This window comes from Marinobacter algicola DG893 (genome assembly GCF_000170835.1).
Lineage (GTDB): Bacteria > Pseudomonadota > Gammaproteobacteria > Pseudomonadales > Oleiphilaceae > Marinobacter > Marinobacter algicola.
Map to the genome: position 1 here is coordinate 219643 of NZ_ABCP01000001.1, position 19362 is coordinate 239004.

Consider the following 19362-nt stretch of genomic DNA (forward strand, 5'->3'; position numbering starts at 1 on the left):
CCACTGCGGCACAAGGGTGATGGTTGCATTGTACCCAAGGGGTTTTATGATGGGTTTCGTTCAATAAGGATAAAGGATGATATGTCGGAACTCACCGTTTCCAGGCACTTCGTGGAAGCCGCCTTGGTTGGGGCCGAAAAAGCGGGGATTGATACCCATACACTGCTGCGCGAAGCCGGAATTTCTCCGGACCTGCTGAAGATCGAAATGGCCCGGGTGAGCAGCACCCAGTACAGCCGGCTGATGCAGGCTGCCTGGAACGCAATGGACGATGAGTTTATGGGGTTGGGCCCGCGCCGCTGCCGTACCGGCACGTTTGCCACCATGTGCGCGCTGGTTATCGACTGCCCCAATCTTGAGGCGGTCTATCGCCAGGCGTTTGATTTTTGCCGCCTGTTCGAGCCCATGGTCACCATGAAACTGGAAGTGGAAGACAAGACGGCCCGGCTGGTAACGGCGATTGAAGGGGACATCAACGACCCTATGCACTTTTTCCGGGAGAGCATACTGGTCATCTGGCATCGCTTGGGTAGTTGGTTGATCGGGCAACCGGTGGAGCTGCTAAAGGCGGAATTCAGTTATCCCAGACCGCCCCATGGCGACGAATACCGGCATATCTTCCATTGCCCACTGTCGTTCGAAGCCAGTGAAACTGCCTTGACGTTCGACAAGCGTTTTCTGCAGGCACCCGTGATACGCGACAAGCCGGAAATGCGGCAGTTCCTGAAAACTTCACCGGCCGACCTGCTGTCACGCCCGGACGAGAGCAACACCTTCACCGGACGTATCCGTGCACTGATTGGACGGGATTTTGCGCGCTCCCTGCCCGATTTCGAATGGATAGCGACGGAGCTTCACACCAGCCCTCAGACCCTTCGCCGCCGGCTGAAGCAGGAAAACACCTCCTTTCAGGAGATTAAGGACCTGCTACGCCGGGACATGGCCATTTATTACCTGTCCCGGCCTGACTTGCCGATCAACGATATTGCCTTTCGGGTCGGGTTCACCGAACCCTCAACGTTCCACCGCGCCTTCAAGAAGTGGACGGGGGTCACTCCCGGTGCTTATCGCGAAGGCGAGCGAGGTCAGCTTCAGGATTGATTGGGGCTCTGCATGGTGCGAATCAGGCGGCCAAGGGTGCGGGCAATTTCTTCGGCCCGCTCGCGATCCGGGCTGAGCTTCATCAACCGCGAGCCATCTCGCGGGTCGTAAATCCAGCAACTGGCGGTTGAACTCTCGCAGTTCCATTCAATCTGCGGGTTAACTCCGAAAACACCCATGGATTCAGTCGTTTTGACAACACGGCCACCGGGCTCTCGTCGGGACTCCTGGATACTGATAGTGTCGTTCAGCCTCTCAATCCGGTACGACACATCGGCAGGGCGGTCCAGCCTCAAGATTCGCTGATCTTCACGCCAACCAGCGACATCCAGGAGCGTATTGGCATGAATCACCAATGCATCGGCGTTTGAATCCGCCAGGTAGAGTTCCCGGAGTTTCCCCAGCGATTGCTCGTTTGACGGTTCGATAATGGCCACTGGTGCCGGGTCAACGGCGCCGTTATTGTTGGCATTCGCCCCTTCTTGCTGACGGGCTTTCTCCACATTGGTTATCAATTTAAGGGCGTCGGTGTAGTGCTCGCCTTCACTACCGGCCAGGCTGACGTACTTTTCCAACGCTGCCTGTGCCTCGTTGTAGTGATCAGATTCCAGCATCACGCGGCCGCGAAAATAGAAATAGTTCGCCGGCTTCTCCCCCTCAAGTTGCTGGAGGCGATTCAGGTACTCCCCCGCCTCGCCCCAGCTCTCTGCGGAAACGGCCTCTTCTGTGGCAAGCATTAATCGACGGGTTTCGTGTTTGGGCTCAAGGGCACTAACCTGACCGGCCATCAGTAGGGATGCCACCATAAAACCACTGACTGAACGACGCCCGACTCGGGTTATCTTCACCATCTTGTTTACTCCTGCTGATTATCCCGGGCGGCGTCTTCGTCCACCGTGGGCTCGACCGGATCTCTGGCGTCATCAACACCATCGGCGTCCACTTCGGCCTGATCCAAAATCGCTTTCGGGAGTTCTTTTTTAACACGAACACCCAACTCCACAAAGCGGTTGGCTTGCGAGATAAGGTTGCCGCGACCACGGGTGAGCGTATTCATCGCCGAATCATAGGTCCCCTGCGCGGTATGCAACTGGCTGCCCAGCTTTTCCATCGCTTCAACAAACACCCGCAGCTTGTCGTACACTGCACTGGCTCGGTCGGCAATCCTACGCGCATTCTGGCTTTGACGCTCGTATCGCCATATATTTTCAATGGTTCGCAAGGTCGCAAGCAAGGTCGTCGGTGTAACCACAATAATCTTTCGCTCGAATGCTTCTGCGAATAGGTTCTCGTCCTGCTGAAATGCTGCCACAAAGGCCGGTTCAATGGGCATGAAAAGGAACACGAAGTCCGGTGAATGCAGGCCGTGAAGCTGACTGTAATCCTTCTCGCTCAGAGCGCGAATATGATTACGCACCGCCTCAACGTGCTGGCGAAGGGCTTCTTCCCTGGCAGCCTCGTCCTCTTCCGTTGCCCACTGCTGGTATGCCAGCAGAGACACCTTTGAATCCACCACCAGGTTTCGGCTGTCCGGCAAATGAACGATGACATCCGGGCGCAGCAACTGATTGTCATCATCGCGATAGCTGCCCTGAGTTTCATACTCGATACCCTTTCGCAAACCGGAGCGTTCCAGTACGCGCTCCAGAATCAGCTCGCCCCAGTTGCCCTGGATCTTTTTGTCCCCTTTAAGTGCCTTCGTGAGGTTGGAGGCTTCTTCCGTGATCTGGCGATTCAGCTCCTGCAGGGACTTGATCTCACTCCTTAGCGCCTGCCGATCCCGCGTTTCGGTGGTATAGACATCCTCTACCCGTTTTCGGAAGTCCTGGAGTTGATCCCGGAAAGGGTTCAGCAGGGTGTCGATGCTGGTACGAGTCTGCTGGCTGAAGCGCTCGCTTTTCTGCTCGAAAATACGATTGGCAAGATTCTCGAACTCCTGTTTCAACGCATCACGGTTGCGCTCCAACAACTCCAGTTTCTCCGTGGTTGCACGGCGCTCCTTATCCAGCGTTACTTCCTGTTCACGCTGGGCAACCCTGGCGTCGCCGAGCTCGCGGGAGAGTTCGTCGGCGCGCTGCTGCTGGGACTTCCTCTCGGTTTCGAGTTGCCCTATACGGTCCAGCCGCGCCTTACTTTCGGATTCCAGCCCGGCCACGCGATTTTCCAGGGTTGCCGCACGCTGTCGCCAGTGTTCGGTGTCCAGGCTGGCCTGTTCCGCCTCGGCTTTGCTGTTTTCGAGAGCAGCTTCAAGCTGATGGAGGCGCTGCTCGTCCGTCGCCCGTGTGTACTCGAGCTCCCGCAGTGCGGAGCTGGCACGGCTACCCTTAACCATTGAAAACACCAGACAGCACAGCGCCAGCACCAGCAAAATCAGCAACGTAACGGTTTCCGGCCTACGCCCCACTAACTCGATGATTGCCTCGGGCACCCCGATCTCCTCTAATAACTGACTCAAACATTACGAAAGAACAACAGTTTACCGTATTGGTGGAACCTTTTTGTTCGGCCCCCCGTCAAAGGTTTGCCAATCAGTAGTTCTAGTGGACCAATTGGCAAATTTCCCGACCCAAAGCATCCGGCTCTGGACTCGGAACGTAATATCATCTAAAACGGTGAATGTGGCCTGATTGCCGACAGAATGGCTGGTTTGCTGCCAGGTACCAAGGTCCAGGAGCAGTATAAGGGACAGGAATTCAACATGCTCAAAGAGCTATGGAGAAAACTGGGATCTGAATTTTCCCATTCCGGGTGTTCGGACGTGGAAGGCCGTGAATACCGCAAGCCCGGCACTCAAGCCTGCCACGGCGGCTTCCGCCTGCTTCCCCATATGACCCACACCGGGGAATTCCACCTGGAACGGTTGACCGGCATCCTTAAGGGGCGCTACGGCAGGACCTTTCAGAACAATGGGGACGAATCCATCCGTGACCTGATTCACTTCGCTTCCCGTATTCAGGATCAGGATGTCCAGAGAGAACTGCTGCTGTTTTACCTGAACTGCTCCCCCGTCGTGCAGGAATATCTTCGCTCCGAAGAGGTCCTTGCCGAGAACCACTTCCTTTCCCAGGCATCTGGAAGAAAATAATACCCGCCGTTAATGATCTGTAAACCAACTCAACAGTTATGTTGTTGTATACTGCCGGCCTGTGATTACAAGTGGCTGTTCTAGCACACCCGAATTATCCTTGCAGCACTCTGTAATTAAAGTATCAAAGCCGTGGATTCAGGGGTTTCGGATCTTGTCTATACGTTCAGAGTTTGGAAAGTTGGCTGCGGCCGGCCTTGTGATATCACTCATCACCGGCTGCACTGCGGATCGTTACTTTATGGTGCCGAAGCAGGACCTTGAAGCACTCAATAGCTCCGTTATTAATCAGGGGGAACAAGTCGTTCGCCTTGAGAACCGAACGGATGAGAACTTCCAGGCACTGACCCGCCTGAATGAGGAATCCACGAAAACCATCCTCGATGCCATCACCGAACAAGTCGAGAAACCCGCCTGCCCTCCTACCCCCAAACAGCAGGCCTGCACAGCGGGGCAGTCTGGTTCCAAAAGCGATGGAAGGGCCGACCGACTCAAGGGCAAGGTTGTTGTTGGTGAGCTGGAGAAATTCTATCTTGCTGGCCCTGGCCTGATTTACGACGCTCGCATTGACAGTGGAGCGGAAACCTCCTCTTTGGATGCCAGGAACATTACCCGGTTTGAAAGAGATGGTAACAACTGGGTACGATTTGACGTTCCGGTCCCCGGCGCCGACGACTTCGTGACGCTGGAGAGGGAAATCTCACGCCGGGTCAGGATTATCCAATCCAGCACCGATGAATCAGAGCGCCGCGTGGTTGTGGAACTACAGTTCATGATTGGCAACCACCGGCAACAGGCTGAGTTTACACTGACCAACAGAGAGCATCTCTCGCACACGGTGCTGGTTGGCCGCAACATTTTGAGGGACGTCATGCTGATTGATGTGGGCAAGGAGTTCGCCACCGAACTGCCCGATAAGCTGCCCGCCGAAGAAAACGGGGGCCAACCGTGAGCCGTTCACGCATTCCGTTTTTTTTCGCCATCCTCCTTCTTATTGCAGCGGGGATCTCTATCGCCATTTGGCGGCATGTTGAGCTCGGCATTCCCTGGTTTACTGGGGAGCAAAAACCCGTCTGGATGGTCGAAGCCCGTGTCGACTTCGACGGCACTGGCGAACCCGTACTCGCCAGCCTGAACATCCCCGATCAGCCCCCCCAATTCCGCATTATTTCAGAGCAGGCTGCATCTCCCGGATACGGCTTTTCTATTGTAGATGACTCTGGTGAACGCCGGGCTGAGTGGTCCAAGCGCAACGTCAGCGGCCCCCAGACGCTTTACTTCAAGGTTCAACTGATCCCTGATGACAGAGCCCTGGGCAGCCAACCCAAACGACCGCCCAAACCTGAACCCGTATTCTGGGAAGAACCACAGGCAACGGCCGTAGAAGAGTTGTTACAACAGGCCGCTGAACGCTCCAGCACACCTGAAAGCATGACTCGGGAACTGATTAAACTGCTCCAGCCCGACCAGGGTGCCCAGAACACCACTCTACTGGTGTCCGAAGCAAACTACATTGACCTGCTTACACGCATGCTCAACCATGCCGGTATTCCCGCCCGGACGGCAGACGGCCTGGCGCTGGAGGATGCGAGACGACGCCAGCAACTTCGTCCGTTCCTGCAGATCTACGACGGGGCTCGATGGCTGACTTTCAACCCCCGCACAGCGGAACAGGGGCTTCCAGAGCACGTTCTGCTTTGGCGACAGGCAGCGGCTTCCCTGCTGGATATTGTCGGCGGTGACAATTCAGACGTTAGCTTCTCCATGCTTCGGCAAACCATCCCGGCGCTGCAGTTGGCGCAGGCCCAATCCAGCGAGAATGGTCTCGGTTTCCTGAGTCTTTACCAGCTCCCCATCGAGGAACAGAGCATGTTCAGAATGCTTCTGTTGCTTCCCCTCGGGGCACTTGTCGTGGCCTTTATGCGTATTGTCGTCGGCATACGAACGTCCGGCACGTTCATGCCGATACTGATCGCCGTGGCATTCGTTCAGACAACGTTGATTCCGGGGCTGATAGCCTTTATTTCCGTGGTGGCCATTGGCCTGCTTATGCGCGGCTACCTGTCGAGCCTCAACCTGTTGCTGGTTTCTCGAATTTCAGCGCTTATCATTCTTGTGATCTTTATCACGGCCGGACTGAGCATCGCAGGTTATCAAATGGGCTTTAATACGGGTATGACCGTCACCTTTTTCCCAATGGTGATTATCGCCTGGACGATAGAACGTATGTCCATACTCTGGGAAGAGGAAGGCGCCCGAGAGGTGTTCGTACAGGGTGCCGGCAGCTTGTTTGTGGCGGTCTGTGCCTTCCTTATCATGAGCGCGCCCCTGGCCAGTCATCTGACATTTAACTTCCCGGAACTCCATTTCGTGGTCTTGGGGATCATTCTGCTGATGGGACAATACACCGGCTATAAGCTGACCGAGCTCCGTCGTTTCTACCCGATGAAGGCGTACAGCTGATGGGCTGGATCTCGCCCTTCAAACTGAACCAACTGGGCATGCTGAATATGAACCGGCGCAATGTTGACTACATTGCGCGGTACAATAGTCGCTCGTCATACCCGATGGTTGACAACAAGCTGAAAACCAAGCTTGTTGTCGCAGAGTACGACGTTCGCACGCCCAAACTGTTGCAGATCGTTCGCCAGCAACACGAAATCTCCCATTTCCGGGAAATGGCAGAGGACCTGGATGGCTTTGCCATCAAGCCGGCCAAAGGTTCCGGGGGTAAAGGGATTACCGTGATCACCGGCCGGGACGATGACGAATACATCAAGGCATCGGGCTCGCGGGTATCCTCGAGTCACCTTGAGCGACACCTGTCCAACATTCTTGCCGGGCTCTACTCACTGGCCGGCACGCCCGATGTTGCGATTGTAGAGAACCTGGTGGAATCCATTCCTGAACTGGCGAAATACTCTTTCCAGGGCGTACCAGACATCCGTATCGTTGTCTTTCAGGGCTATCCCGTGATGGCCATGCTCCGGCTGGCTACAAAGGCCTCGGACGGCAAAGCGAACCTGCACCAGGGCGCCGTTGGTGTTGGTCTCAACATCGCCAACGGCCGCAGCCTGAACGCAGTGCAATTCAATCGCCCCATCACCTTGCATCCCGACACTGGTCTTGCGCTGGAGAACCTGTTGATTGATGACTGGCAGGAGATGTTGGTTATGGCGTCGCGGTGTTATGAAGCTACCGGGCTAGGTTATATGGGGGTCGATCTGGTGGTGGATGTCAATGAAGGGCCTTTATTGCTTGAGCTGAATGCTCGCCCAGGCCTCGCTATCCAGATGGCTAATGGTCGCGGGCTGCTACCGCGCCTGAGACAGATCGAAGCCCTCCGAAGAACACACTTTACCCCGGAAGAAAGGGCCGCATTCGCCATGGACACCTTCACGTCTCAAATCTGAACCTCGAATAGCAGGCACAAAAAAACCGGGGCCAAGCCCCGGTTTTTTACTTTCTCACGTTTCTCAGAGCTTGCCCTCGGCAATCAGCAGCTTGCGCTCATGGGTGAGGCCTTTCAACAGCCCCCAGGTCATGACCAGCAACACGGCTGTGAACGGCAGCCCTGCCGTAATGGCAGCCGCCTGAATTGCGCCCAATGCATCTTCGCCGCCACCGAAAATCAGTGCCGCGGCAATAGCACCTTCCATCACTACCCAGAACACACGCTGCGCTGTCGGGGCGTCGGTTTTACCACCCGCGGTAATGCTGTCTACAACCAGCGAGCCGGAATCAGACGATGTTACAAAGAACACCAGCACCAGCACGATACCCACGAAGGATGAGATCGCAACGAACGGCAGGTTAGCGAACATCTGGAACATTGCCAGAGACACGTCTGTCAGACCATTCTCAGCCAGAGCACCGATGCCGTCCTGAATCTGCTCCAGAGCGGAACCACCAAATGCGCTCATCCAAACCACGGTAATGACGGTCGGTACGATCAGTACCGCTGTCACGAATTCACGAACGGTGCGGCCCTTGGAGACGCGAGCGATAAACATACCAACGAACGGTGACCAGGAAATCCACCAGGCCCAATAGAAGACTGTCCAGCCGTGGAACCAGGCCTGGTCTTCGCGACCAAACGGATTGCTCAGTGCCAAGGCATTGCCAACGTAACTGGATGAAGTTACCCAGATGGTCTCGACGATGGTCATGGTCGGACCGGCGAAGATGATGAAGAACAACAGAATGCCGGCCAACGACATGTTGATATTACTCAGAATCTTTACGCCACCATCAAGGCCGCGCAGCACTGAAATCAGGGCAAGAGCCGTCACACCCGTGATAATCGCCATCTGCACATTGATACCGGACGAAATACCAAACAGGTAATCAAGACCGGAAGCGGCCTGCTGCGCGCCGAAACCAAGGGAAGTCGCAAGACCGAAAATGGTTGCCACCACCGCCAGGATATCAATGATATGGCCGGGCCAACCCCAAACCTTATCGCGGAGCAGTGGAAAGAACGCGGAACGGATGGTCAATGGCATGTTCTTGTTGTAAGCGAAGAATGCCAATGACAGTGCCACAATCGCGTAGATCGCCCAGGGGTGCAGGCCCCAGTGATACATGGTGGCACCCATGGCCAGCCTCGCGCCCTCGGCCGTATTGGCCTCAACGCCCAGTGGCGTCTCATACCACCCGGTGTAGTATGCGACCGGCTCGGCAACAGCCCAGAACATGAGGCCGATACCCATACCTGCCGCAAAAAGCATGGCAAACCACGACATTGTCGAGAATTCCGGTTTGGCATCCATTCCGCCGATGCGGATTTTGCCAACCGGCATGAATATAAGCGCGAGAGACACAACAACAAAAACATTGGCACTGAGCAGGAAGAACCAGTCAAATTGTGCGATGGTCCACCATTTGGCGCCGTCGAGAAGTTCTTTTGCCTCTCCCGGGAAAATCAGCGTTCCGATTACAAACGCAACGACTATTATTGCCGTAATCGGAAAAACTGGCGCGTGTAGGTCCAAGCCGAAAGGATTTATATTATCCTGGCCTGCGACGTAATCCGTCTGGTATTCGTCTTTTACAACGTCGCCCACGTTTTGAGCCTCCTGTTTGTGTAAAACGTTTCAATATGCGGATGCAAACGTTACGAGCTCGCCATCTTATTGCTTTGAGTTCAAAACATCAAAGAGCGGACACATACGCCCTGAAAACAATCTTAGACCAATATTTCCGTGTTCGTACAAAATACTCTTTGATCCGCTTTGCCATACTGGAACGTAAGTCCCGCGCAAATACTGTTAACATTCCGCAAGCAAACCGCACATTCACTCCGAGGAGCTTATGGATAAAACCAAAACCTTCCCCTTCCGCTATACGCTTTATGCGCTGAGCCTGACTGGCTTTATGGTTTCGTCACTGGCCAGTGTCATTTGGGGAGGCTGGTTTTATCTTGCACCCATCCTGTTCGGGTTGCTGGCGGCGATCGGCACATGGGATCTTCTCCAGCGTAAACGCACTGTTAGCCGGAATTACCCCATCCTCGCCCACCTCCGGTACATCCTCGAATCGATTGGCCCGGAAATACGCCAGTATTTCATACAGTCCGACACCGACGAACGCCCCTTTTCACGAGAACAGCGCACCATCGTTTACCAGCGAGCAAAGAACGTGCTCGACAAGCGGCCTTTCGGCTCGCAGTTGGGTATGTATAACGAAGGTTTTGAGTGGATCAACCATTCTCTCCGGCCATCCACCCTGAAAGATGCGGATTTCCGGATCGTGATCGGAAAGCAGTGCGCAAAACCTTACAACGCCAGCGTCTTCAACATTTCGGCAATGAGCTTTGGGTCGTTGTCGGCCAATGCCATTCTGAGCCTCAATACGGGCGCAAAAATGGGCGATTTCTATCACGACACTGGCGAGGGCTCCATATCCCGGTATCACCGGAAACCCGGCGGAGATCTGGTTTGGGAAATCGGCTCCGGTTACTTCGGATGTCGCAACAAAGACGGCACCTTCAACGAAGAGATGTTCACCCGCAACGCCACTCTCGACCAGGTAAAAATGATAGAGGTCAAACTATCTCAGGGGGCTAAACCTGGACATGGAGGCATTCTTCCCGGCGAGAAAGTGACGCCGGAAATTGCTGAGGCCCGAGGCGTCGAACCTGGTAAGGATGTCGTTTCCCCGGCCAGCCATTCAGCGTTCTCTACGCCAAAGGAGTTTCTCGAGTTCCTGGAAAAACTTCGTGAGCTGTCGGGCGGCAAACCGGTGGGCTTCAAACTCGCTATAGGTCACCCCTGGGAGTGGTTCGCCATCGTCAAGGCCATGCTGGAGACAGGAAAAACACCGGATTTCATCGTTGTGGATGGTGGCGAAGGTGGCACCGGAGCCGCCCCGCTGGAATTCATCAACCGTATTGGAACACCCATGACGGAAGCCCTGCTACTGGTGCACAACACACTGGTGGGCACCAACCTGCGTGAGCACATTGCCATTGGCGCTGCGGGCAAGATCACCTCGGCATTCAACATAGCTAGAACCCTGGCGCTGGGGGCAGACTGGTGTAATGCGGCAAGGGGCTATATGTTCTCTCTCGGCTGTATACAGGCGCTCAACTGCCATACTGGAAAGTGCCCAAGCGGCGTTGCAACCCAAGACCCGAGGCGCAGCAAAAAGCTCGATGTCGAGGATAAAAGCCAGCGTGTTTACAACTATCACAAAAACACTCTGGAGGCGCTGATGAACCTGCTTGAAGCATCGGGACTAAAGCACCCGTCTGAACTTGGGCCGGAACATATTATCCGCCGCACGTCCAAGACAGAAGTCCATTCTTACATGGATCTGTTCACGTTTCTGGAACCAGGCGCCCTTCTGGAAGGAAAAACCGGTGAAAGAGTGTTTGATACCTACTGGCCGGACGCCACCCCGGACAGCTTCGACCCGCCGGAATTTATTCGTCAGCTTCGCGAAACCAAACTGCGATAGAAATCGTCCAAAGAATTGGCGAATGGATGTTTATTTTTACTTGAGGCTGGTGTAGACTTCGCTCCCGCTAAGCCACTGAGATCTCTCTCAAGTTTCTCTCTGGTCACTGGCAATTCGGGGCGTAGCGCAGCTTGGTAGCGCACTTGCATGGGGTGCAAGGGGTCGTAGGTTCAAATCCTACCGTCCCGACCAGAATTCCCTACACAAAGCCCGGGCCGAAAGGTCCGGGCTTTGTTGTTTTCACAGACAACGGCTAGCCAAAGTGGAAGAAGGCCAGCTTGTTGCCATCCAGGTCTCTCACGTAAGCACCATAGAACTGGTCAGGAATTCTCTGGCCAGGCTCGCCGTCACAGCTCGCACCCAACTCTAACGCTCGTTTGTAGTGGGCATCTACAGCCTCCTTGGACCCTGGCTGGATGGCAACCATATTACCATTACCTGGTTGATTGGGTTCGCCATCGTAGGGCGTGCACACGGCAAGCATCGGCGCCTTCATACTCTCCCCAACAAACGCAATGCGGCCCATATCCAGAAGAACCTTAGCGCCGATATCCCCCAACAGTTCCGAATAAAAGGCCTTGGCTCGAGACATATCACTGACGCCAATCGTAACGTATCCAATCATGCTGTTATTCTCCGATGTGAGTGTCGGTCCACTATACGACCTATTTGTTCATTTCGGCGACTGCCACCAACAAAAAAGCCGAAGGCGAACCTTCGGCTTTCAGCTTCAAAACGCCTTACTTCACCGGCGTATTGAGCACTTCGAGAACATCTTCCAGTTCGGTAATCATCTGCCGGATCAGCTGTTTGTATTGGGAGGTGTCGTCTTTCACCTCGTGGCTGCTCAGCTTCTGCTTGGCGCCACCGATGGTGTAACCCTGATCGTACAACAGGCTGCGGATCTGGCGGATGGTAATGACATCGGCACGCTGATAGTAGCGGCGGTTGCCACGACGCTTGACCGGAGAAAGCTGGGGGAACTCCTGCTCCCAGTATCTGAGCACGTGCGCTTTTACCGCGCAAAGTTCGGCAACTTCCCCGATGGTGAAATAACGCTTACCCGGTATCGTGGGTAATTCGTTGTTATGACTGGGTTCCAGCATACGCTTCTACTTTCTGTTTTAGTTTTTGTCCCGGGCGGAACGTAACCACGCGCCGTGCACTGATTGGAATTTCCTCACCGGTTTTCGGGTTCCGTCCCGGCCGCTGCTTCTTGTCACGCAGATCGAAGTTACCAAATCCCGACAACTTCACCTGTTCGTTGTGGCTGAGAGCGCCTCTGATCTCGTCGAAAAAAGCTTCCACCATTTCCTTGGCTTCACGTTTGTTGAGACCCAACTCCTCGTACAACCGCTCTGCCATCTCCGCTTTCGTCAAAGCCGCCATCTGCTAACTCCTCAGTGTTGCCCCCAACTCTTCGCGCAGTGCGTCAATCACACCGTTGAAGAGCGAATGCACCTCTTCTTCATTTAGTGTGCGCTCGGGATGCTGCCAGAACAGGCTGAGAGCAAGGCTTCGGTTGCCTTCACCCAGGCTTTCACCTTGATAAACATCAAACGCACGCAAAGCCGTGAGGTGCTCCCCGGCGTGTTTTTTTGCTACACGCTCGACGTCTGCAAACCCCACATCGCTTCCGATAATGATAGCCAAATCCCGCCGAACTTCTGGGAATTTTGAAATATCTTTGAAATTAGGCACATATCCAGAAACGATCGAATTCAAGAATAGCTCAAACATCAGAATCGTGCCATTAAGTTCCAGTTTTTTCTGCACTTGTGGGTGCAATGTGCCCAGCCAGCCTACATGTTCTCCGTCCCGGATCAGTTCCGCCGTCTGGCCTGGGTGTAGTGCGGGATGCTGACTGGCGAGGAACTGCACCTCAATACCAAGGAGCTGGAACAGCCCCTCCAATTCTCCTTTTACATCAAAGAAATCGGCGCTTCTGCGACCGTTAGCCCAGTTTTCAGGCAACTGACCGCCGGCAACCACGCCCGAGAGCATAGGTTGCTGATCTATGTGGTCGCCGTCTTTGATGAACCGGAGACCAGTTTCGAACAGGCGAATACGCGGTTGCTGCCGATTCTGGTTATAGGCCACCGTTTTCAGAAGTCCGCTCCACAGGCTGGTGCGCATAACGGACAGATCCGACGAAATTGGGTTGGCCAGCGCAATACCTTCCCGCTCCGGGTCAACCAGGCCCTGAACTTTCGGGTCTACAAAGCTGTAGGTAATCGCTTCCTGGTACCCACACGCCACGAAATAGTTCTGGATAGCCGATACCGGGCGGACGGCCTCTTCCTGTGGGCGAAGGCCCAGTGAGCCCGTGGGCTCGGTGACCGGCAGATTGTTGTAACCGTATATCCGTCCAATTTCCTCGATCAGATCTTCTTCGATACTGATATCCGGGCGGAAACTCGGCACGTGTACCCGCCAACCATCCTTCAGCAGCTTATCAATATGAAGACCCAGTCGAGTCAGGATCTCTTCTACCGTCGTGCGGTCAATCTCCAGTCCCAACACGTCGGCAACACGCGTCTCCCGGAGGTCCACGGTGCGGTCTTCAGGCAGGTCCTGCTTACTGACAACCTCAACAATATCCCCCGGCTCGCCACCGACAATAGACATCAGCAGTGCCGTTGCACGCTCCATGGCATCGCGGGCAAGCTCGTAGTCCACGCCCCGCTCGAACCGATGTGACGCGTCCGTGTGAAGGCCATAGTGGCGGGCCTTACCCGCCAGAGTAATCGGATCAAAATAGGCAGCTTCCAGGATCAGGTCGCGGGTTCGCTCACTGACTCCGGAATGCTCGCCCCCCATCACACCGGCAATCGCTATCGGCTTGGCGTGATCCGCGATAACCAGGGTATCCGGAGTCAGTTCCACTTCCTGACCATCCAGCAATACCAGCTTTTCACCCTGCGTTGCCCGGCGCACAACAATACCGCCTTCAATTTCCTCTCGATCAAACGCATGCAGCGGCTGCCCCAGCTCCAGCATCACGTAGTTGGTCACGTCCACGGCAGCGTCAATAGAGCGAATGCCTGAACGACGCAGTTTTTCCTGCATCCACAGCGGGGATTCAATGCTCAGGTCGACGTTACGCAGAATTCGCCCCAGATAACGGGGGCAACCTTCGGGGTCTTTCACTGTGATGGCAGGCACCTCTGAGTGCATCGCTTCCACCGGGAGAATTTCCGGGCCCTCAACCACAAGGCTGTTGAGAACCCCGACTTCCCGGGCGATACCCTTAATCGACAGGCAATCGCTGCGATTCGGTGTCAGGTCCACGTCGATGGTGACGTCGTTGAGCTTGAGAAACTCACTCAGCTCCTGACCGACCGGTGCATTGTCCGGTAATTCCATCAGACCGTCATGACTGTCCGAAAGGCCAAGCTCTGACTCTGAGCACAGCATGCCTTCGGAGGGCTGCCCACGCAGTTTGGCCTTCTTGATCTTGAAGTCGCCCGGCAGCACCGCTCCGACGACGGCAAAAGGCACTTTCAAGCCGTCGCGCACGTTGGGCGCACCGCAAACCACCTGGACCGTTTGAGCGCCATCAGTGACCTGACAGACCCGAAGCTTATCCGCATCGGGATGAGGGGATACCGACACAACCTCACCCACAACAATGCCACTGAACTTGCCGGCTACCGGCTCAAATCCGTCAACTTCCAGACCCGCCATGGTGATCTGATCCATCAATGCCTGGGTATCATTCGCCGGATTAACCCATTCACGTAGCCACTGCTCACTGAATTTCATGGTATCTGCCTTGTCCTGATGCGGTGTTGCCTGTTAGTTCGAGTACCTGGGTGGAGCGTTCAACGGAACTGCCGCAGAAAGCGGAGGTCGTTCTCAAAGAACATGCGCAGGTCATTCACGCCGTAACGAAGCATGGCAAGGCGCTCGACGCCCAGACCAAACGCAAAGCCACGATATTCCTCGGCGTCGATACCGCAATGCTCGAATACTTTGGGATGAACCATGCCGCAGCCCATGACTTCCAGCCACTTGATGCTGCCATCCTCTTCGCGCCCCCACTCGATATCCACCTCGGCGGACGGTTCTGTAAACGGGAAATAGGATGGGCGGAATCGCACCTCCAGGTCGCGTTCGAAGAATACCCGCAGAAATTCCTCAACGGTGCTCTTCAAGTCCGCAAAGCTCACGTCTTTCTCGACCAACAACCCTTCCACTTGGTGAAACATGGGAGTGTGGGTCATATCCGAGTCGCAGCGGTAGACGCGGCCGGGGCAAATCATCCGAAACGGTGGCTTGCCGTCTTCCATGGTGCGGATCTGAACCGGCGAGGTGTGAGTTCGCAGCAATGTGCCGGGATTGAAGTAAAACGTGTCGTGCATGGCACGGGCCGGGTGGTGGCCGGGAATGTTGAGAGCTTCGAAGTTGTGATAATCGTCTTCGATTTCCGGCCCCTGCTCCACGGTATAGCCCGCGCGGGAGAAAAATTGCTCAATGCGTTGAAGGGTGCGGGTAACTGGATGCAGGCCGCCCAGGTCCTGGCCTCGCCCGGGAAGCGTCACATCAATGGATTCACTGGCGAGTTTCTGCTCAATGGCGGCGCGCTCAAGGTCTGTACGGCGGGCATTGATAGCCTGCTCCACCTGCCCCTTGGCTTCGTTGATCTTTTGGCCAGCGGCGGGACGTTCTTCCGCAGACAGCTTACCCAGTGTCTTCGCCTGCTGGGTGATCACACCCTTTTTGCCAAGGTATTCAACACGAATCTGATCCAGTGCCTGCAAACTGTCGGCACTTTCAACCGCCGCCAGGCCGTCCTGAACGAGTTGATCCAGGTTTTCCATTGACCCTGCTCCAATCCAGAAATGGAATCACTCTAAACAAAAATAGGGGAAGAGCGCGCCCTTCCCCTATCAGAAGGCGCCTTCATGAACTCATGGAGACGCCTGAATCGATCGGTTAACCGATGAAAGAGCTAAGCGATCACAGAGACGCTTTGGCCTTCTCAACAACAGCAGTAAACGCCTGCTGTTCGTTCATGGCCAGGTCGGCCAGAACTTTACGGTCGATCTCAACATTGGCCTTCTTCAGGCCAGCAATCAGACGGCTGTAAGACAGGCCGTTGGCACGGGCGCCAGCATTGATACGGGCAATCCACAGTGCGCGGAACGAGCGCTTACGGTTACGACGGTCACGGTAAGCGTACTGACCTGCCTTGATAACCGCCTGTTTGGCTACGCGGAAGACGCGGCTACGCGCTCCGTAATAACCCTTGGCCTGACTGAGAATCTTTTTATGACGACGGCGTGCAACCACACCACGTTTTACGCGAGGCATACGTTAATCCTTCTACCTTTAAACCTGAAAAGAAATGATTAGCGGCTGAATCAGCACGCCGTCATACGCTTGATTGAAGCCACGTCGGACTTGGCAATCAGCTTGGTACCACGAAGCTGACGCTTACGCTTCGGGCTCTTCTTGGTCAGGATGTGACTGGTGAAGGATTGCTTATGCTTGAAGCCAGTCGCGGTCTTCTTGAACCGCTTGGTGGCCCCGCTTTTGGTTTTCATCTTGGGCATTTTTAAAACTCCGCATTCTGTTTTTAAGTGATATCAATGTGCCCCTGAACGACAAATCCCCCGCGACCGCGGGGGATCAGCACCGGATCAGGTTCACTTCTTTTTACGGGGGGCCACAACCATGGTCATCTGGCGGCCTTCCATTTTCGGCCGCTGTTCTACCTGGGCAAGCTCTTCAATATCCACTTCGATCCTGTTCATGAGCTTCATACCAATTTCCTGGTGTGCCATCTCACGCCCACGGAAGCGGATAGTGATTTTGCCGCGGTCCCCGTTTTCAAGGAAACGTACCAGGTTGCGTAGTTTGACCTGATAATCCCCTTCTTCAGTTCCTGGTCGGAACTTAAGCTCTTTGACCTGCGTCTGCTTCTGCTTTTTCTTGGCAGCCGCTTTGGCCTTCTTCTCATCGAAGATTTTCTTGCCGTAGTCCATTATCTTACAGACGATCGGATCGGAATCCGTAACCTGAACCAGGTCAAGAGACGCTTCTTCAGCCTGCTTGAGTGCATCTTCAATCGGTACGACACCGACCTGATTGCCTTCGGCATCGATCAGACGGACTTCAGTTGCGTCAATGTTCTCGTTGATCGGCGCTTTTGGAGTGCGCCCCCGATTCGCTCGCTGTTTAATAATCAGATCTCCGTTTTGGTTCTGCCTTTGCGATTGATTTCGTCAGCCATCAGCTGCTCAAACGCTTCCAGCGATAAAGTTCCCAAATCCTCACCCTTGCGGGTTCTCACCGCAACAGCGTTGTTTTCAACTTCTTTGTCGCCGATAACAACAAGGAAGGGAACTTTGTTAATAGTATGCTCGCGGATTTTAAAGCCGATCTTCTCGTTTCTCAAGTCAGCATTAACCCTATAGCCAAGGGAATCCCACTTTTTCGCAAGATTCTGGCAATAATCCCGCTGATTGTCGGTAATATTCAGCACCGCGATCTGCGTTGGCGCAAGCCATGTCGGGAAAGCGCCCTCGTATTCCTCGATGAGAATACCAATAAAGCGCTCGAACGAGCCAAGAACCGCCCGGTGCAACATTACCGGCGTCTTACGCTCGGAGTTGTCTGCCACATATTGGGCACCCAGCCGACCCGGCATGGAAAAATCGACCTGAATGGTACCACATTGCCACACCCGACCGATGCAGTCTTTCAGCGAAAACTCGATTTTCGGACCATAAAAGGCGCCCTCACCCGGCAAAAGCTCCCAATCGACGCCTTCCCGGTTCAATGCTTCTTCCAGCGCCGCTTCCGACTTGTCCCAGACTTCGTCCGAGCCAACCCGTTTTTCAGGACGGGTTGAGAGCTTGTAAAGAATCTCAGTAAACCCGAAATCCGCGTAAATCTCGTGGAGCATGCCGATAAAGTCAGACACTTCCTGCTGAATGGCATCCTCTTCGCAGAAAATGTGGGCGTCGTCCTGGGTAAACCCTCGAACCCGCATCAAACCGTGCAAGGCACCAGACGCTTCGTTACGGTGACAGGAGCCGAACTCGGCCAGACGCAGAGGCAGGTCCTTGTAACTTTTCAGGCCCTGGTTGAAAACCTGCACATGGCAGGGACAGTTCATCGGCTTGATGGCGTAATCGTGCTTCTCGGACTCCGTGGTGAACATGTCGTCCTTGAACTTGTCCCAATGCCCGGACTTCTCCCAAAGTGCCCTGGAAACCACCTGCGGCGTCTTGATTTCCTGGTAACCATGCTTATGCTGCTTACCGCGCATGTACTGCTCGATCTCCTGGTACAGGGACCAGCCGTCCGGATGCCAGAACACCATGCCCGGGGCCTCTTCCTGCATGTGGAACAGGCTCAGTTTCTTGCCGATCTTGCGGTGGTCGCGCTTCTCGGCCTCTTCCAGACGATGCAGATAGGCCTTCAGGTCCTTCTTGTTGCCCCAGGCGGTACCATACACCCTCTGCAACTGCTCGTTACTGGTATCACCGCGCCAGTAGGCGCCGGCAACCTTGGTCAGCTTGAAGGCCTTGAGCTTGCCGGTGTTGGGCACGTGAGGGCCACGACACAGATCGATAAAGTCACCCTGGCGGTAGAAGGACAGATCCTCCTCTCCGGGAATATCCTCAATGATGCGAACCTTGTATTCCTCACCCATCTCATCAAAAAGACGGACGGCTTCGTCACGAGACATAACCGATCGGGACACCGGGATATCCTGCTTCGCCAGTTCTTCCATACGCTTTTCGATCCGGCTCAGGTCTTCATTGGTGAACGGCCGGTCGAATTTGAAATCGTAATAGAACCCGTTATCCACAACCGGGCCAATGGTCACCTGGGCGGAAGGAAACAGTTCCTTGACCGCCATGGCCAGGAGATGCGCCGTGGAGTGGCGGATAATGTCGACGCCGTCTTCATCACGCTCGGTGACAATGGCAAGTTCAGCGTCTTCTTCAATCGGAAAACTGGTATCAACCAACTTGCCATTCACACGGCCGGCAATGGCGGCCTTGGCAAGCCCGGCACCGATGTCTGCGGCGACATCATGAACGGTAACAGATTCGACAAAACTGCGGTGACTGCCATCCGGCAGGGTAACAACAGGCATAGTAGGCTCCTAGGGACTCAGAGGTGATCCGTACCAAAGACCACTTGTTGACGGTTGGCCGCGATACAAACCGCGGACCGTTGCGCGCTGGAGTTTAACA

General features: G+C 54.8%; 18 protein-coding genes and 1 tRNA gene. 7 read left to right on the plus strand and 12 right to left on the minus strand.

Translation table 11 applies throughout. The features are described 5' to 3' along the window. Positions 1–81 precede the first annotated feature (81 nt). Positions 82–1101 (plus strand): AraC family transcriptional regulator, encoded by a 1020-nt coding sequence (locus tag MDG893_RS00945; RefSeq protein WP_007151827.1) that lies wholly within the window; start codon positions 82–84, stop codon positions 1099–1101. On the opposite strand, the gene MDG893_RS00950 is transcribed toward MDG893_RS00945, so the two are convergent. After that, positions 1092–1952, minus strand: coding sequence for a hypothetical protein (locus MDG893_RS00950; RefSeq protein ID WP_007151828.1), 861 nt, complete (start codon positions 1950–1952; stop codon positions 1092–1094). The genes MDG893_RS00945 and MDG893_RS00950 overlap by 10 nt on opposite strands. A gap of 5 nt (positions 1953–1957) precedes the next feature. Beyond that, on the minus strand, positions 1958–3433 hold the full coding sequence (locus MDG893_RS00955) for a DNA recombination protein RmuC (RefSeq protein WP_208855158.1): 1476 nt from the start codon (positions 3431–3433) through the stop codon (positions 1958–1960). Between the two features lie 366 nt (positions 3434–3799). Between MDG893_RS00955 and MDG893_RS00960 the strand changes: the two genes are divergently transcribed. The 4 genes from MDG893_RS00960 to MDG893_RS00975 all read left to right on the plus strand — a co-directional run bounded on the left by MDG893_RS00960 (position 3800) and on the right by MDG893_RS00975 (position 7599). Beyond that, positions 3800–4186, plus strand: a complete 387-nt coding sequence (locus tag MDG893_RS00960) for a hypothetical protein (RefSeq protein ID WP_040474187.1) — start codon at positions 3800–3802, stop codon at positions 4184–4186. 154 nt (positions 4187–4340) lie between these two features. Next, positions 4341–5138, plus strand: a complete 798-nt coding sequence (locus MDG893_RS00965; protein ID WP_007151831.1) for an ATP-dependent zinc protease family protein — start codon at positions 4341–4343, stop codon at positions 5136–5138. After that, entirely contained in the window at positions 5135–6649 is a 1515-nt protein-coding gene (locus MDG893_RS00970) for an inactive transglutaminase family protein (protein WP_007151832.1), read from the plus strand. The genes MDG893_RS00965 and MDG893_RS00970 overlap by 4 nt, the downstream gene beginning before the upstream one ends. Then, the gene (locus tag MDG893_RS00975; protein ID WP_007151833.1) at positions 6649–7599 is read left to right on the plus strand and encodes an alpha-L-glutamate ligase-like protein; all 951 of its coding nucleotides are present in this window, start codon (positions 6649–6651) and stop codon (positions 7597–7599) included. Before MDG893_RS00970 ends, MDG893_RS00975 begins: the two co-directional genes overlap by 1 nt. A 63-nt stretch (positions 7600–7662) precedes the next feature. On the opposite strand, the gene MDG893_RS00980 is transcribed toward MDG893_RS00975, so the two are convergent. Further along, positions 7663–9252 (minus strand): BCCT family transporter, encoded by a 1590-nt coding sequence (locus MDG893_RS00980; RefSeq protein WP_007151834.1) that lies wholly within the window; start codon positions 9250–9252, stop codon positions 7663–7665. Between the two features lie 247 nt (positions 9253–9499). Between MDG893_RS00980 and MDG893_RS00985 the strand changes: the two genes are divergently transcribed. Both MDG893_RS00985 and MDG893_RS00990 read left to right on the plus strand, forming a co-directional pair. Continuing rightward, the gene (locus MDG893_RS00985; RefSeq protein ID WP_007151835.1) at positions 9500–11146 is read left to right on the plus strand and encodes an FMN-binding glutamate synthase family protein; all 1647 of its coding nucleotides are present in this window, start codon (positions 9500–9502) and stop codon (positions 11144–11146) included. A 115-nt stretch (positions 11147–11261) separates the two neighbouring features. Continuing rightward, positions 11262–11338: transfer RNA gene (locus MDG893_RS00990), tRNA-Pro, on the plus strand. A gap of 61 nt (positions 11339–11399) precedes the next feature. Here MDG893_RS00990 and MDG893_RS00995 read toward each other — a convergent pair. The 9 genes from MDG893_RS00995 to thrS form a co-directional block, all read right to left on the minus strand. After that, the gene (locus MDG893_RS00995) at positions 11400–11771 is read right to left on the minus strand and encodes a VOC family protein (RefSeq protein ID WP_007151836.1); all 372 of its coding nucleotides are present in this window, start codon (positions 11769–11771) and stop codon (positions 11400–11402) included. A 115-nt stretch (positions 11772–11886) separates the two neighbouring features. After that, positions 11887–12252: a MerR family transcriptional regulator gene (locus tag MDG893_RS01000; RefSeq protein WP_007151837.1), complete on the minus strand. Its 366-nt coding sequence runs from the start codon at positions 12250–12252 to the stop codon at positions 11887–11889. After that, on the minus strand, positions 12233–12535 hold the full coding sequence (gene ihfA, locus MDG893_RS01005; protein WP_007151838.1) for an integration host factor subunit alpha: 303 nt from the start codon (positions 12533–12535) through the stop codon (positions 12233–12235). Before ihfA ends, MDG893_RS01000 begins: the two co-directional genes overlap by 20 nt. 3 nt (positions 12536–12538) lie before the next feature. Continuing rightward, entirely contained in the window at positions 12539–14911 is a 2373-nt protein-coding gene (gene pheT / locus MDG893_RS01010) for a phenylalanine--tRNA ligase subunit beta (RefSeq protein WP_007151839.1), read from the minus strand. A 59-nt stretch (positions 14912–14970) separates the two neighbouring features. Then, entirely contained in the window at positions 14971–15969 is a 999-nt protein-coding gene (gene pheS / locus MDG893_RS01015; protein WP_007151840.1) for a phenylalanine--tRNA ligase subunit alpha, read from the minus strand. A 139-nt stretch (positions 15970–16108) separates the two neighbouring features. Further along, a complete protein-coding gene (gene rplT, locus MDG893_RS01020; RefSeq protein ID WP_007151841.1) occupies positions 16109–16462 on the minus strand; it encodes a 50S ribosomal protein L20 in 354 nt (117 codons plus the stop codon). A 50-nt stretch (positions 16463–16512) separates the two neighbouring features. Then, positions 16513–16704, minus strand: a complete 192-nt coding sequence (gene rpmI, locus MDG893_RS01025; RefSeq protein ID WP_007151842.1) for a 50S ribosomal protein L35 — start codon at positions 16702–16704, stop codon at positions 16513–16515. Between the two features lie 93 nt (positions 16705–16797). Then, positions 16798–17340: a translation initiation factor IF-3 gene (gene infC, locus MDG893_RS20570; protein WP_075195579.1), complete on the minus strand. Its 543-nt coding sequence runs from the start codon at positions 17338–17340 to the stop codon at positions 16798–16800. Then, on the minus strand, positions 17337–19262 hold the full coding sequence (thrS, locus tag MDG893_RS01035; RefSeq protein ID WP_007151844.1) for a threonine--tRNA ligase: 1926 nt from the start codon (positions 19260–19262) through the stop codon (positions 17337–17339). The genes infC and thrS overlap by 4 nt, the downstream gene beginning before the upstream one ends. Between the last annotated feature and the right edge of the window lie 100 nt (positions 19263–19362).